The sequence below is a fragment of the Enterobacter oligotrophicus genome (assembly GCF_009176645.1).
Taxonomy (GTDB): domain Bacteria; phylum Pseudomonadota; class Gammaproteobacteria; order Enterobacterales; family Enterobacteriaceae; genus Enterobacter; species Enterobacter oligotrophicus.
Window position 1 is genome coordinate 896,395 of record NZ_AP019007.1, and the last position, 13,008, is coordinate 909,402.

Annotated in this window: 14 protein-coding genes; 6 read left to right on the top strand and 8 right to left on the bottom strand. The window is 52.9% G+C overall.

Going from position 1 to position 13,008, the window contains the following annotated elements:
• Positions 1–161 precede the first annotated feature (161 nt).
• On the top strand, positions 162–245 hold the full coding sequence (gene yohP / locus EoCCA6_RS21810; RefSeq protein ID WP_015572324.1) for a small membrane protein YohP: 84 nt from the start codon (positions 162–164) through the stop codon (positions 243–245).
• A gap of 46 nt (positions 246–291) precedes the next feature.
• On the opposite strand, the gene dusC is transcribed toward yohP, so the two are convergent.
• Positions 292–1,227, bottom strand: coding sequence for a tRNA dihydrouridine(16) synthase DusC (dusC, locus tag EoCCA6_RS04275; RefSeq protein ID WP_152081622.1), 936 nt, complete (start codon positions 1,225–1,227; stop codon positions 292–294).
• A 168-nt stretch (positions 1,228–1,395) separates the two neighbouring features.
• Between dusC and EoCCA6_RS04280 the strand changes: the two genes are divergently transcribed.
• From EoCCA6_RS04280 to EoCCA6_RS04300, 5 genes are all read left to right on the top strand, one after another.
• On the top strand, positions 1,396–1,794 hold the full coding sequence (locus tag EoCCA6_RS04280; RefSeq protein ID WP_152081623.1) for a CidA/LrgA family protein: 399 nt from the start codon (positions 1,396–1,398) through the stop codon (positions 1,792–1,794).
• Positions 1,791–2,486, top strand: a complete 696-nt coding sequence (locus EoCCA6_RS04285; RefSeq protein ID WP_152081624.1) for a CidB/LrgB family autolysis modulator — start codon at positions 1,791–1,793, stop codon at positions 2,484–2,486. Before EoCCA6_RS04280 ends, EoCCA6_RS04285 begins: the two co-directional genes overlap by 4 nt.
• Positions 2,487–2,614: 128 nt before the next feature.
• Complete coding sequence (gene cdd, locus EoCCA6_RS04290; protein WP_152081625.1) at positions 2,615–3,499, top strand: cytidine deaminase; 885 nt, start codon at positions 2,615–2,617, stop codon at positions 3,497–3,499.
• Between the two features lie 125 nt (positions 3,500–3,624).
• Positions 3,625–4,344, top strand: a complete 720-nt coding sequence (gene sanA / locus EoCCA6_RS04295; RefSeq protein ID WP_058683478.1) for an outer membrane permeability protein SanA — start codon at positions 3,625–3,627, stop codon at positions 4,342–4,344.
• Between the two features lie 16 nt (positions 4,345–4,360).
• Positions 4,361–4,651 carry a hypothetical protein gene (locus tag EoCCA6_RS04300; protein WP_152081626.1) on the top strand — a complete coding sequence of 97 codons (291 nt, stop codon included), beginning with the start codon at positions 4,361–4,363 and terminating at the stop codon, positions 4,649–4,651.
• Positions 4,652–4,705: 54 nt separating this feature from the next.
• On the opposite strand, the gene mglC is transcribed toward EoCCA6_RS04300, so the two are convergent.
• The 7 genes from mglC to EoCCA6_RS04335 form a co-directional block, all read right to left on the bottom strand.
• The gene (gene mglC / locus EoCCA6_RS04305) at positions 4,706–5,716 is read right to left on the bottom strand and encodes a galactose/methyl galactoside ABC transporter permease MglC (RefSeq protein ID WP_152081627.1); all 1,011 of its coding nucleotides are present in this window, start codon (positions 5,714–5,716) and stop codon (positions 4,706–4,708) included.
• Between the two features lie 15 nt (positions 5,717–5,731).
• Positions 5,732–7,252: a galactose/methyl galactoside ABC transporter ATP-binding protein MglA gene (gene mglA, locus EoCCA6_RS04310; protein ID WP_152081628.1), complete on the bottom strand. Its 1,521-nt coding sequence runs from the start codon at positions 7,250–7,252 to the stop codon at positions 5,732–5,734.
• Positions 7,253–7,331: 79 nt separating this feature from the next.
• Entirely contained in the window at positions 7,332–8,330 is a 999-nt protein-coding gene (gene mglB, locus EoCCA6_RS04315) for a galactose/glucose ABC transporter substrate-binding protein MglB (RefSeq protein WP_008500923.1), read from the bottom strand.
• Between the two features lie 295 nt (positions 8,331–8,625).
• Positions 8,626–9,648 (bottom strand): HTH-type transcriptional regulator GalS, encoded by a 1,023-nt coding sequence (gene galS / locus EoCCA6_RS04320; RefSeq protein WP_152081629.1) that lies wholly within the window; start codon positions 9,646–9,648, stop codon positions 8,626–8,628.
• Positions 9,649–9,803: 155 nt separating this feature from the next.
• Positions 9,804–10,961, bottom strand: coding sequence for a DUF418 domain-containing protein YeiB (yeiB, locus tag EoCCA6_RS04325; RefSeq protein WP_152081630.1), 1,158 nt, complete (start codon positions 10,959–10,961; stop codon positions 9,804–9,806).
• 18 nt (positions 10,962–10,979) lie between these two features.
• A complete protein-coding gene (folE, locus tag EoCCA6_RS04330) occupies positions 10,980–11,648 on the bottom strand; it encodes a GTP cyclohydrolase I FolE (protein ID WP_042320272.1) in 669 nt (222 codons plus the stop codon).
• A gap of 102 nt (positions 11,649–11,750) precedes the next feature.
• Positions 11,751–12,899, bottom strand: coding sequence for a YbfB/YjiJ family MFS transporter (locus EoCCA6_RS04335; protein ID WP_152081631.1), 1,149 nt, complete (start codon positions 12,897–12,899; stop codon positions 11,751–11,753).
• Positions 12,900–13,008 lie beyond the last annotated feature (109 nt).

The window sequence follows — 13,008 nt, forward strand, 5'->3', positions numbered from 1 at the left end:
TTTTAGTAACGCGTGGCAATCAGCAATTTGTCATACATTTACACAATCAGAAAAATATTCTCTTTAAGAATCAGTTAATTAAATTCATTTATTGTAATTATGAATTGTTAACGTGAAGGGCTGCTACACTTAATATCGATAACCAGACGCAGGAGAGCCGAATGAAAATATTATTGTGGGTAATTTTAATTATTTTTCTGATAGGGCTGTTAGTGGTGACGGGTGTATTCAAGATGATTTTCTGATTTATTTGCCCGGCACTTTACCGGGCAAATTCAAAGAAATGCCCCTTCAGCGTTTTGCCTGGATAACGCGCGCAATATCAGCAGACGTCTGCAGCGTGCGGATCTCCTGAAATAAGCCCAGCGCCTCGCTGTACTCTTTACGCAAATAACTTAGCCACTGTTTAATACGCGCAACGTGATACAAACCCGTATCGCCCTGCTTTTCCAGACGACTGTATTTTTGCAGCAGTGTCACCACCTCATGCCACGGCATACGCGGCGCGTTATATTTCACCACCCGGCTAAGGTTCGGCACGTTCAGCGCACCGCGACCTATCATCACCGCATCGCAGCCCGTCTCTTTCAGGCACGCTTGCGCGCTTTCGTAATCCCAGATTTCGCCATTGGCAATAACCGGAATGGTGAGCCTTTTGCGGATCTCACCGATCGCCTGCCAGTTAATGCGATCGGCTTTGTAGCCATCTTCTTTGGTGCGGCCATGTACTACCAGCTCTGTTGCCCCGGCCTGCTGCACCGCATCGGCAATTTCAAACTGGCGCGCGTCGCTGTCCCAGCCCAGGCGCACTTTGACCGTCACCGGCAGATGCGACGGCACGGCTTCACGCATCGCCTTCGCGCCACGGTATATGAGTTCAGGATCTTTCAGCAGCGTTGCCCCGCCGCCGCTGCCGTTGACCAGCTTCGACGGACAACCGCAGTTGAGATCGACACCGTAAGAACCCAGCTCGACCGCGCGAGCGGCGTTTTCCGCCAGCCACTCCGGATACTGACCTAATAACTGGATGCGCACCAGCGTACCGGAGGTGGTTCGGCTCTGACGGTGCAGCTCCGGGCAGAGTCGGTAGAAAGACTTTACCGGCAACAACATATCGACCACGCGCAAAAACTCCGTCACGCAGAGATCGTAATCGTTCACCTCGGTCAGCAGCTCGCGCACGAGAGAATCGAGCACGCCTTCCATTGGGGCCAGCAAAACACGCATAAGATTACCTGTGAAAAAAGACGCGCTATAGTAGCTGCTCTCCAGGCATGAGGAAATACCCGACGTTCCATTTGGGAATGTCTGGTATGCTCAAAATTCATGATGTGATCCGTGGCACATTTCCGGGTTTAATTGTATGATGAATGCGTTTCATCAAGGACTTTAATCATGAGCAAATCACTGAATACTCTCTGGCAATATCTGCGCGCATTCGTCCTGATTTATGCCTGTCTTTACGCCGGGATCTTCATTGCTACCCTGCTGCCCATCACCATTCCAGGCAGCATTATCGGGATGTTGATCCTGTTTGTGCTCCTGGCGCTGCAAATTCTGCCCGCAAAATGGGTTAACCCTGGCTGCTTCGTTCTCATCCGCTATATGGCGCTGCTGTTCGTGCCCATCGGCGTGGGCGTGATGCAATATTTCGATTTGCTCAAAGCGCAGTTCGGCCCGATTGTCGTCTCCTGCGCGGTCAGTACGCTGGTGGTTTTCCTGGTGGTAAGCTGGAGTTCGCATCTGGTACATGGCGAACGTAAAGTGGTCGGGCAGAAAGGAACAAAACAATGATGGCCAATATCTGGTGGTCGCTGCCGTTAACGCTGGTGGTGTTCTTCGCCGCTCGTAAACTTGCGGTACGCTTCAAAATGCCGTTGCTGAACCCGCTGCTGGTCGCGATGGTGGTGATCATTCCTTTCCTGCTGCTCACCGGCATTCCCTATGAGCGTTACTTTGCCGGGAGCAAAATTCTCAACGACCTTTTGCAACCTGCCGTTGTGGCGCTGGCGTTTCCTCTTTATGAGCAACTGCACCAGATCCGCGCCCGCTGGAAGTCCATCATTACTATCTGTTTCGTCGGCAGCCTGGTGGCGATGATCACCGGAACATCGGTGGCTCTGCTGATGGGAGCGTCGCCACAGATTGCCGCCTCCATCCTGCCAAAATCAGTCACCACGCCTATCGCAATGGCCGTGGGTGGCAGTATCGGCGGTATTCCGGCGATAAGCGCTATGTGCGTGATTTTCGTCGGGATTCTGGGTGCGGTATTTGGTCATACCCTGCTGAATGCGATGCGTATCCACACGAAAGCCGCGCGCGGCCTGGCAATGGGCACGGCGTCGCATGCTCTGGGCACCGCGCGTTGCGCTGAAACAGATTATCAGGAAGGGGCATTTAGCTCGCTGGCGCTGGTGATTTGCGGGATTATTACCTCTCTGATTGCTCCGTTCGTGTTCCCGGTTATTCTGGCGGTGGTGGGATAAAATTTGCGATGCGTCGCGCAAATTTCATTTTGATTTCATAAGTTGCATAAACAATGAGAAGTGGATCACATATAAAGCCGTAACGGCTCCGTACACTACCGATCCATTAACCTTTAAGAGGCAACGCCATGCATCCACGTTTTCAATCTGCTTTCGCCCAGCTTGCAGAGAATTTGCAATCAGCCCTGGCTCCGGTTCTGGCGGATACGCATTTCCCCGCCCTGCTGACGGCCGGGCAGGTCGCGACGCTTAAACAAGCAACGGGACTGGACGAAGACGCGCTGGCTTTCGCACTGCTGCCGCTGGCTGCCGCCTGCGCGCGCGCCGATCTCTCCCACTTTAATGTCGGCGCAATTGCACGCGGCGTGAGCGGGACATGGTACTTCGGCGGAAACATGGAGTTCCTGGGTGCGACCATGCAGCAAACCGTCCATGCGGAACAAAGCGCCATCAGCCACGCCTGGCTGCGCGGTGAAAAAGCGCTGAGCGCCATTACCGTAAACTACACGCCCTGCGGTCACTGCCGTCAGTTTATGAATGAGCTGAACAGCGGTTTGCAGCTGCGCATCAACCTGCCAGGCCGCGAGCCGCATACGCTGGGCGATTATCTGCCGGACGCCTTCGGGCCGAAAGATCTGGAGATTAAAACGCTGCTGATGGACGACCAGAACCACGGCTTCGCCCTGTCCGGTGATGAGCTGAGCCAGGCGGCCATTACTGCCGCAAATAAAAGTCATACCCCGTACAGCAAATCGCCAAGCGGCGTGGCGCTGCAGTGTCGTGACGGCCGTATCTTCACCGGCAGCTATGCAGAAAACGCTGCGTTTAACCCGACGCTGCCTCCGCTGCAGGGTGCCCTGAACCTGCTGAGTCTGAACGGCTATGACTACCCGGATATCCAGCGTGCCATTCTGGCAGAAAAAGCCAATGCGCCGCTGATTCAATGGGACGCCACCGCCGCCACGCTGAAAGCACTGGGCTGCTCGACCATCGACCGCGTACTGCTTGCGTAAATTTCCGGCGGGCAGAAATGCCCGCCGACTGATGAAAAACCCTTCAGTTGATTCGCTGTTTCTTGCGCTAACCAGGCGGGTAAAGTAGCCTGAGTTAAATTTCACCTCAGGTATGAGCCATCTGCATGTTAAAGCGCGTTTTTTACAGCCTGTCTGTCCTGGTCGGCATACTGCTGTTGATCGTGCTGGGTCTCGACCGGTGGATGAGCTGGAAAACGGCTCCTTATATCTTCGATGATCTTCAGGACCTGCCCTACCGTCAGGTCGGTGTCGTACTTGGCACCGCCAAATATTACCGCACCGGCGTGATCAACCAGTATTATCGCTACCGTATTCAGGGCGCGCTGAATGCCTATAACAGTGGCAAGGTAAATTACCTGCTGCTGAGCGGCGATAACGCGCTGCAAAGCTATAACGAACCCGTGACGATGCGAAAAGATCTGATTGCCGCAGGCGTCGATCCGGCGGATATCGTGCTGGATTATGCCGGGTTCCGCACCCTGGATTCCATCGTGCGTACCCGTAAAGTATTCGACACGAACGATTTCATTATTATTACTCAGCGCTTCCACTGCGAGCGCGCGCTGTTTATCGCGCTGCATATGGGCATCCAGGCCCAGTGCTATGCCGTGCCGTCGCCTAAGGATATGCTGAGCGTGCGTGTGCGTGAGTTTGGCGCGCGGTTTGGCGCGTTGGCAGATCTGTATATCTTCAAACGCGAACCGCGCTTCTTAGGCCCGCTGGTGCCCATTCCGGCGATGCATGAAGTGCCGGAAGATGCCCAGGGTTATCCGGCGGTAACGCCAGAGCAGTTGCTGGATATACAAAAAAAACAAGGAAAGTAACGACAGAAGGCAGGATATGAAAATTGAGCATCTTTTATTTACTGCTGCAGTCGAAGTCGTCGGTATGTGGCTGCTTATCCAAAATATCAAAGCCTGGAAAAAAGGCGTAACCCACATCTATTACTATCCTTTTTTTGGCTCCCGTCGACTTGATCCAGTGTATCGTCATGAAGAACCCATAATTTTTCACATCATATTGTTATGGGAAACGCTGTTGATTATTGGCGTGATGGCAACAATGCTTTATTGCATCATCGGGGTTTATCTCTATGACCATGGTCTTGCAGAATTGATGTTATCGCTGTAGAAAAAAAAGCCCGTCACAGCACTAACTGCAACGGGTTTTTCGTTATTCAGAATCTTATTTCTTACGTGCGTATTTCAGTGAATCCAGCGCAACCGCGAAGATAATAATCGCGCCTTTGATAATGTACTGCCAGTACGGGTTCACGCCGATGTAGGTCAGACCGTAGTTGATAACGGTGAAGATGATCACACCGGTCACCACACCCAGCACCGTACCCACGCCGCCGCTGAAGGAGACGCCGCCAACCACACAAGCGGCAATCGCATCCAGTTCGTACATAAAGCCGAGGTTGTTGGTCGCAGAGCCGATACGTCCCGCTTCCAGCATCCCGCCGAAAGCGTAGAACACGCCTGACAGGGCATAAATCATCAGCAGATTCAGAGCAACGTTAACGCCGGAGACTTTCGCCGCTTCCGGGTTGCCACCGATAGCGAAGATGTTTTTACCGAAGCGGGTTTTGTTCCACAGCACCCAGACGAAGGCCACCGCAATCAGCGCATAGAAAGTAATGTACGACAGGCGGAAGCTGCCCAGCGCGACGAACCCCTGCGTGAAGGTCGAGAAGCCGCTGTCGAAGCCAGAAATCGGGGATGCCCCCACGAAGTCGTAATAGAGGGAGTTGATCCCGTAGACGATGATCATCGTACCTAACGTGGTGATGAATGGCGTCACGTTCAGGTAAGCAATGATAATACCGTTAATCAGACCAATCACCGCGCCGATAGCGCACACAATCAGGATCACCACGAAAATCGGCATGGTTGCCATTTCCGGGAACACCTTGTTAGCGTTTTCCATCGACTGCAGCAGCGTTGCCGCAATAACCGCCGCCAGACCGACCTGACGCCCTGCAGAAAGGTCCGTCCCCTGGGTGACGATAAGCCCTGCCACGCCCAGCGCGATGATGATACGCACGGAAGACTGGGTCAGAATGTTACTCAAGTTCAGCAAACTTAAGAACGTAGGGTCCTGGAAAATAATAATGGCCAGTAACACTAAAAGAACAACGTAAATACCGCCTTCTTTCAGATAAGTGAGAAAACTTTTTTTATTTAACGCACTCATGAGGAGCCCCTGATCTTAAAGGTGCAAAGACGCAAGACGCAAAATTTCGTTTTGCGTTGTCGTTTTGGTGTCAACAATACCGGCAACGAGACCATTGCTCATAACCAGAATACGATCTGTGATCCCTAACAATTCCGGCATTTCGGAAGATATAATAATGATCCCTTTATTCTTTTTAGCCAGCTCAGCAATCAACTGATAAATCTCAAATTTTGCACCTACATCAATACCACGGGTAGGTTCATCCAGCATCAGAATTTCCGGTTGGGTTAACAACCAACGACCGATAATAACCTTTTGCTGGTTCCCCCCCGAAAGCGAACCGATTTGTGTACGGTGGCCCGGTGTTTTCACGCGCATAGCGTCAATAACCCACTGGGTATCACTCTTCATGCGGGAATTATCCAGCAGACCCACTTTATTTTTATAGTTGCGAATATTCGAGATTAACGAGTTAAAATTAATGTCGAGATACGCATAAATCCCGGTCGAGCGTCGCTCTTCCGTCACCAGCGCAAAACCATTATTAATGGCTTCGTTGGCGTTGTGGTTATTAATTTTCTTGCCGTGCAGCGTAATCGTACCGCCCGATTTTTCACGGATACCAAACAGGGTCTCCACAATATCGGTACGTTTCGCCCCCACCAGCCCGGCAATGCCCAGAATCTCGCCTTTGTGCAGGTCGAAGGAGACATCGCGAATGGACGGCTGGCGCAGCGACGTGAGGTTACGCACCTCCAGAATCACTTCACCCGGCTTGTTTTCTTTGTCCGGGAAGCGCTGGTTGAGGGAACGGCCCACCATCATGGCGATGATCTTGTCCATGTCCAGCCCTTCCAGCGGCTGGGTGGCAATCCACTGGCCGTCACGGAGGATGGTAATTTCGTCACACAGCTGGAAGATCTCTTCCATTTTATGCGAGATATAGACAATGCCGCAGCCGCGATCTTTCAGCTTACGAATAATGGTAAAAAGGTGGTTAACCTCTTTTTCCGTTAATGACGATGTCGGTTCATCCATGATGACAATTTTGGCATCATAGGAGAACGCCTTGGCAATTTCGATCATCTGCATCTGAGAAACGGATAACGTCCCGACGCGGGCGCGCGGATCGATATCAATATCCAGTTCATCGAAAATAGCTTTGGTGTCGCGATACATTTTATCCTGATCGACAAAGACACCTTTGGTTGGATAACGGCCCAGCCACATATTATCCATAACCGAGCGTTGCAGTACCAGGTTCAATTCCTGGTGAACCATTGAGATACCGTTTTCCAGCGCTTCTTTCGCTGAATGGAAATCGATCTCTTTCCCCTGAAAAAGAATGCTGCCAGAATCTTTTTGATAGATCCCAAAAAGACATTTTAATAATGTTGATTTACCCGCCCCGTTTTCACCCATTAAGGCATGAATAGAGTGGGGACGAACTTTTAAATTAACATTATCGAGTGCCTTAACACCGGGAAAAGACTTGTTGATGCCGCTCATTTCCAACAAGTATTCACCGGACGACTGAGTATTTGTGCTGACCATAATTATACCTTGTTGGCCTCGCATATCGCGTTATAAAAGGGCGCAACGAATTGCGCCCAGTGGAGACATGTCGATTAACTTATTTACCGATAAACTCAGCCAGGTTGGACTGGTCTACGCCCACGTAAGGTACGCGAACGATTTTATTGTCGATTTTCCAGTTGGTGCCATCAGCTGCACCTTTGCCATCGGCCAGGTTTTTCGCCAGATCAAAGGTCGCTTTCGCCTGGTTGTTGGCATCGTTCAGAACAGTACCGGCCATCGCACCTGACTTAACGAGCGCCAGTGCTTCTGGCAGAGCATCCACACCGAAGACAGGAATGGACGATTTGTTGTGTGCTTTCAGCGCTTCGACTGCACCCATTGCCATCGCATCGTTGTTGGCGATAACCACTTCGATTTTGTTGGCGTTAGGGCCGGACAGCCATGCGTCCATCTTATCTTTCGCCTGAGCGGTATCCCACATTGCCGTATCCAGCGCTAACTGCTGGGTTTTCAGGCCCTTGTCGTTCAGCTCTTTGATAACGTAAGTGGTACGGGCTTCAGCATCCGGGTGGCCTGGCTCGCCTTTCAGCAGAACAAACTGGATCTGACCATCTTTGTTCAGGTCCCAGTTCGGGTTCGCCGCCCAGTGTTTAGCGATCAGATCGCCCTGGATAATACCGGACTCTTTGGAGTCAGTACCCACGTAATACGCTTTGTCGTAGCTATCCAGCGCTTTACGAGAAGGTTCTTTGTTGAAGAAGACGATTGGCACGTTCTGGCCACGTGCTTTCTCAATTACTGTGCCTGCCGCTGCCGGGTCAACCAGGTTGATTGCCAGCGCTTTCACGCCTTTTGCCAGCAGAACATCGATCTGGTCGTTCTGTTTGGACTGGTCGTTCTGGGAGTCATTCATCAGCAGCTGAACGTCTGGCGCTGCCTTAGCATCTTTCTCAATTGCTTTACGCACAACAGACATGAAGTTGTCGTCGTATTTATAGATGGTCACGCCAATACGGGTATCCGCAGCGTGCGCTGCTGCACCAAAAAGCATGCTTGCCATTACAGCAGACAGAGTCAACACCTTCTTATTCATGGTATCTCCGGTTTTTTTTATGCAGGGTAGTTCTTGTGAATAACGGACGGCGGGCAGGTGTTAATAAAACGTTACTGATCGCCGAAGTTCACTTATAAAATTTCTATCTTCCGTGTTCGGTAACGCTCCAGAAATGCGTTTTTTTGGTTGTTTACGGCGCGTTGGCTATAGTCAAAGTGAATAATCACCGTTACATAGCGTTTCAGCCCTTAAAACGCTGACATCATAGTCAGCGGCTTGTTAAGATACTGTGAATTTACTCACAGATTGAAAACGGTTACATCACCACATGTAATCAGTTAGTGATCGGAACCACAATTTGTCGAATGGCTACCGAATGACGACGCACTAAAGTCGGCATGAAACAGTGCGTTGCACCGGGATCTAACTGCCCTGCCGCTCCCTGTAACGCCAGTTCTGTCGCCAGTTTTGCCATCGAAGCAATGGGGTAACGCACTGTGGTGAGCTGCGGGTCGGTGTAACGGGCGATGGGGATGTCATCGAAACCAATCAACGACAAATGCTGTGGCACCGCAATGCCGTTATCTTTCAGGGCCGTGAGTGCCCCTGCCGCCATGCTATCGTTATAGGCAAAGACTGCAGACAACTGCAGATTGCGGCCCAATAACTCTACCATTGCCGCTTCACCGCCCTGCATATCTGGCGTACCTGTTCCCACCCAGCTCTCAAGCGGCACGATGCCCTGCTCTTTCAGGGCGTTTTGCCAGCCTTCGCGGCGCATCGTGTCGTCTTCAATATGATGGCTGGAGGCCAGATAACCGATGCGCTGGTGTCCATTATTGATCAGCATCCGCGTCGCCATCATTGCACCGCTGACATTGTCCAGCCCTACGCAGCGATGGGCGTAACCTGGCACAATGCGGTTGATCAGCACCATGCCGGGAATTTGCTCCATAAACCCGGCCAGTTCTTCATCGCTCAGGGCTTTCGAGTGGACAATCAACGCGTTACAGCGCTGGCGGATCAGCACTTCGATGGCATGACGCTCTTTTTCCGCTTCATGATAGCTGTTCCCGATCAGCACATACTTATGATGCTGCTGGGCGACAACGTCCACCGCTTTAACCAGTGCACCAAAAAACGCATCTGATACGTCCATCACCACCACGCCAATGGTGTCGCTGACCTGCGTCGCGAGCGCCTGGGCATTAGCATTTGGCCGGTATCCCAACTGGGTGACGGCTTTCATTACGGTTTCACGGGTTTCAGGGCTGACCAGCGCGCTGTTGTTCAGCACGCGAGAGACGGTAGCAACAGAAACACCCGCCTGACGGGCGACGTCACGAATGGTGATCATATTCACCATCCTTCAAAGGATTGCAGCAACTCACAGACACCCCCTGTGTTTAGCAAGGTGGCTATTTTGGCAGCGAGAGAAAAGGGACTACGTGAAGAAGCTCACACGGATGAAAACGCTTACATCCGTTTTGTTAATGATTGTGATCCAGATCGTTATCTGGATGTATTACTCAATGATACACCCGAAGCATGTGCGGTTAATCGCCGCCACACCCACTCCAGCGGCCCCTGGCGGAAAAAGCGTAGCCAGATAACGGAAAACACCACGTTAACAACCCAGACCGGAATAACGAACGCCAGCAGCGTAAGACGGTCGAATTTCATAAACAGGCCGAATCGATAGAAAAGCGTGGTGCAAATCAGCGTCTGCAAAATGTAATTGCTTAACGCCATGCGCCCGACGCAGGCGACGGCACTGACGATCCACAGACGTGAGAGCTGCGGCCAGAAGCCATAAATGAGCGCCGCGTAGCCAATGGTCTGAAACGGTGCACTCAGCTCGCGCGGCACCTGCAGCAGGAACGCACACCAGCGATAGTCCCAGTGAATATGCCACTGGGTGATGATGGCCGGAAGGTTAATCAGCACGCCCAGCAGAACCAGACCTGCGCCCGTGCGGCGATAGTGGCGCAGGCTAAATTCACCTTTCAACCAGCCAGTACGCATCAGGGACGCGCCCATCAGCATCATTCCCGCCAATTGCCAGCCGTACTGAGCACCCAGCGCCAGAAGATTATCCCCCAGCATATCCGCACGGTTACCGATCGCCTCTGTTCCGCCTTTCAGTTTCCAGAACTGTTCATACTGAAGGTTTGCCGCATCCGGTATCCATGAACGGTTAGTCGCATCGCCGGAGATAAGCCCCAACAGCAGTAATACGCCAAGCCCCATGACATAGAGCATCACGCCGGTATTAAACAGGCTTTTTACGCTATGCGCATCGCGGATGAGCCGCCAGCAGATCAGCCCCACCAGCCCATAGGCGAGCAGAATATCACCATCCCAGAAAAACAGGCCGTGAATAAAACCGAGGATCACCAGCAGCGTCAGGCGAGACTGTATCCAGCGCGTGCCGCGTTTAAGCAAAAGCTGAAGACCTGCGCCAAACAGCAGTGCAAACAGGGTGAGGAATTTGACCTGAGCAAAGAGATCGAGGATCGCCCACGTCCAGGCATCGCTACGGGTAATGTCGCCATACCAGGCAGGATTGAGATAAGCCGCCTTCGGCAAACCGAAGGCGCTGATATTCAGCAGCAGGATACCGAGAATGGCGACGCCGCGAACAAAATCGAGCGTGACGTTTCGCTCCATGGTCCCTGCCCTGTCTGATTAGTTATGGTGACGCACGGCGCGCAGGAACTCCTGGCGGGTGTTCTGGCTGGATTTAAACAGACCGCCCAGCGACGTGGTAGTGGTCGCACTGGTGGCATCACGCACACCACGCGCTTTTACACAATAGTGAACCGCGTCGATAGAGACCGCCACGTTATTGGTGCCCAGCAGGGTTTGCAACGCGGTGAGGATCTGCTGCGTCAGGCGCTCCTGCACCTGTGGACGCTGCGAGAAGAACTGCACGATGCGGTTGATCTTGGACAGGCCAATCACCGTATCTTTTGGAATGTAAGCCACGGTCGCTTTACCATCAATAGTCACGAAGTGGTGCTCGCAGGTGCTGGTCAGCGTGATATCACGCACCGTCACCATCTCATCCACCTTCATCTTATTTTCGATGACCGTGATTTTCGGGAAATTGGCGTAATCGAGGCCGGAGAAGATCTCGTCGACATACATTTTTGCGATGCGGTGCGGCGTCTCCATCAGACTGTCATCGCTCAGATCGAGATTCAGCAGTTGCATGATCTCGGTCATGTGCCCGGAAATCAGTCGCTTACGGGTTTCATTATCTAACTCCTGAACCGGCGGGCGCAGCGGTGTTTCAAGGCCGCGTGCAACCAGGGCTTCATGGACCAGGGCAGCTTCTTTACTGAGTGATGACATTATTTTCTCCTGCAGGTGTGGCGTCTTTTGCCCTCGTTGTGGCAAAAGTGTGCGCTCATTGTGCGTGAGGCGGCGCACATAATCCAGTATTCACGACGATAATTATTGCAATTGCTGTTGCCTTTCGGCCTGACGGTTCCAGACCAATGCGCCGCCGATAAACAGCGCCACGCCCGCCAGCCCCAGCGCAGGCTCCAGCCGGTGCGTCAGCCAGGTCGATAAGGCAGAGGTTACCGGGCCAACCAGCTGGCCGATGGCATAACCGGTGGTGAGCAGTCCGGCCATATAGCGCGTGTGGCTCGGTGCCAGCTCACGACCATATAAAAGAGAGAGCTGTACGGCACACAAGAATCCGCCGCCGACCAGCAGGCCGCCCGTCAGCAAACCGCCAATCCCCGGCAACAGCCAGGCGGCCAGCACGCCAGCGCCCTGCAACCACAGGACAATCGCCAGCCTGCGGTTAGACGTTGAGGTGTGGCGCAAAACAATGCTGAGAGCGATGCCTGCCACCGATGCCGCACCAAATATTGGCCAGACAAACTGGGCAAACAGGCTGCCGGGAAAACGGGCCGCAGCCATTTGCGATAAGAATGTCGCCGGAAGGATATAACCAAACCCGGCCAGGCTGTAGCTCCAGACCAGACGCTTTAGATCCGCCGTCAGCACCAGCGGCTCCGGTGCAGTGCCTGGCCGATGAAGTTGCCCTGCGCGTGGCAGATATCGCGCCACCACGGCAACAAGCACCAATGCCAGGACGCCATAGATTTGCCATGCGGCCCCCGCCGACAGCGCTTTCGCCTGAATATAGACCGCGAGCAGCCCGCTCAGGGCAATACCCGCTCCAGGCCCGGCAAACACGGCGGCACTGAGCCCCGGTTTACCCAGTTGCCCCAGCCGCTCGTTGGTCCATGCGGCAATTAATACCATTGACCAGCCGCTCATGCAGCCGATGACAAAGCGCAGCAGGCCGTGAACAAGGGCGTTATCCGCCACGGCGGAGAGCAATGTGAGCGCCACCGCACCAAAAATCCCCAGCCAGAGGCGGGTTTCAACGAAGCGATGAGCCCGCATCGCATCCCATGCCCCTACCAGATAGCCCAGATAGTTCATCGCCGCCACCAGTCCCGCGCTGGTAAGCGTGAGTTGTCCGGCAGCAATCATCAGCGGCACCTGAGGCGTAAAGGCAAAGCGCCCTATCCCCATCGCCACCACCAGAACCACAAAGCCACTGAGCGCGATTCGCAGCGCCATGATCACTCCAGTTGTTAAATAAAAGTTAATTTATGATGCAGCATCTCGCCGCCTTGCGAAAGTGAAAGTTGCTCACAGGTAAATGAAAACTCTGTATTATGGGTTTTAT

Excerpts from the sequence above, each read along its gene's own strand:
- yohP (WP_015572324.1), top strand. The coding sequence starts at position 162 with ATGAAAATATTATTGTGGGTAATTTTAATTATTTTTCTGATAGGGCTG.
- dusC (WP_152081622.1), bottom strand. The coding sequence starts at position 1,227 with ATGCGTGTTTTGCTGGCCCCAATGGAAGGCGTGCTCGATTCTCTCGTG.
- EoCCA6_RS04280 (WP_152081623.1), top strand. The coding sequence starts at position 1,396 with ATGAGCAAATCACTGAATACTCTCTGGCAATATCTGCGCGCATTCGTC.
- EoCCA6_RS04285 (WP_152081624.1), top strand. The coding sequence starts at position 1,791 with ATGATGGCCAATATCTGGTGGTCGCTGCCGTTAACGCTGGTGGTGTTC.
- cdd (WP_152081625.1), top strand. The coding sequence starts at position 2,615 with ATGCATCCACGTTTTCAATCTGCTTTCGCCCAGCTTGCAGAGAATTTG.
- sanA (WP_058683478.1), top strand. The coding sequence starts at position 3,625 with ATGTTAAAGCGCGTTTTTTACAGCCTGTCTGTCCTGGTCGGCATACTG.
- EoCCA6_RS04300 (WP_152081626.1), top strand. The coding sequence starts at position 4,361 with ATGAAAATTGAGCATCTTTTATTTACTGCTGCAGTCGAAGTCGTCGGT.
- mglC (WP_152081627.1), bottom strand. The coding sequence starts at position 5,716 with ATGAGTGCGTTAAATAAAAAAAGTTTTCTCACTTATCTGAAAGAAGGC.
- mglA (WP_152081628.1), bottom strand. The coding sequence starts at position 7,252 with ATGGTCAGCACAAATACTCAGTCGTCCGGTGAATACTTGTTGGAAATG.
- mglB (WP_008500923.1), bottom strand. The coding sequence starts at position 8,330 with ATGAATAAGAAGGTGTTGACTCTGTCTGCTGTAATGGCAAGCATGCTT.
- galS (WP_152081629.1), bottom strand. The coding sequence starts at position 9,648 with ATGATCACCATTCGTGACGTCGCCCGTCAGGCGGGTGTTTCTGTTGCT.
- yeiB (WP_152081630.1), bottom strand. The coding sequence starts at position 10,961 with ATGGAGCGAAACGTCACGCTCGATTTTGTTCGCGGCGTCGCCATTCTC.
- folE (WP_042320272.1), bottom strand. The coding sequence starts at position 11,648 with ATGTCATCACTCAGTAAAGAAGCTGCCCTGGTCCATGAAGCCCTGGTT.
- EoCCA6_RS04335 (WP_152081631.1), bottom strand. The coding sequence starts at position 12,899 with ATGGCGCTGCGAATCGCGCTCAGTGGCTTTGTGGTTCTGGTGGTGGCG.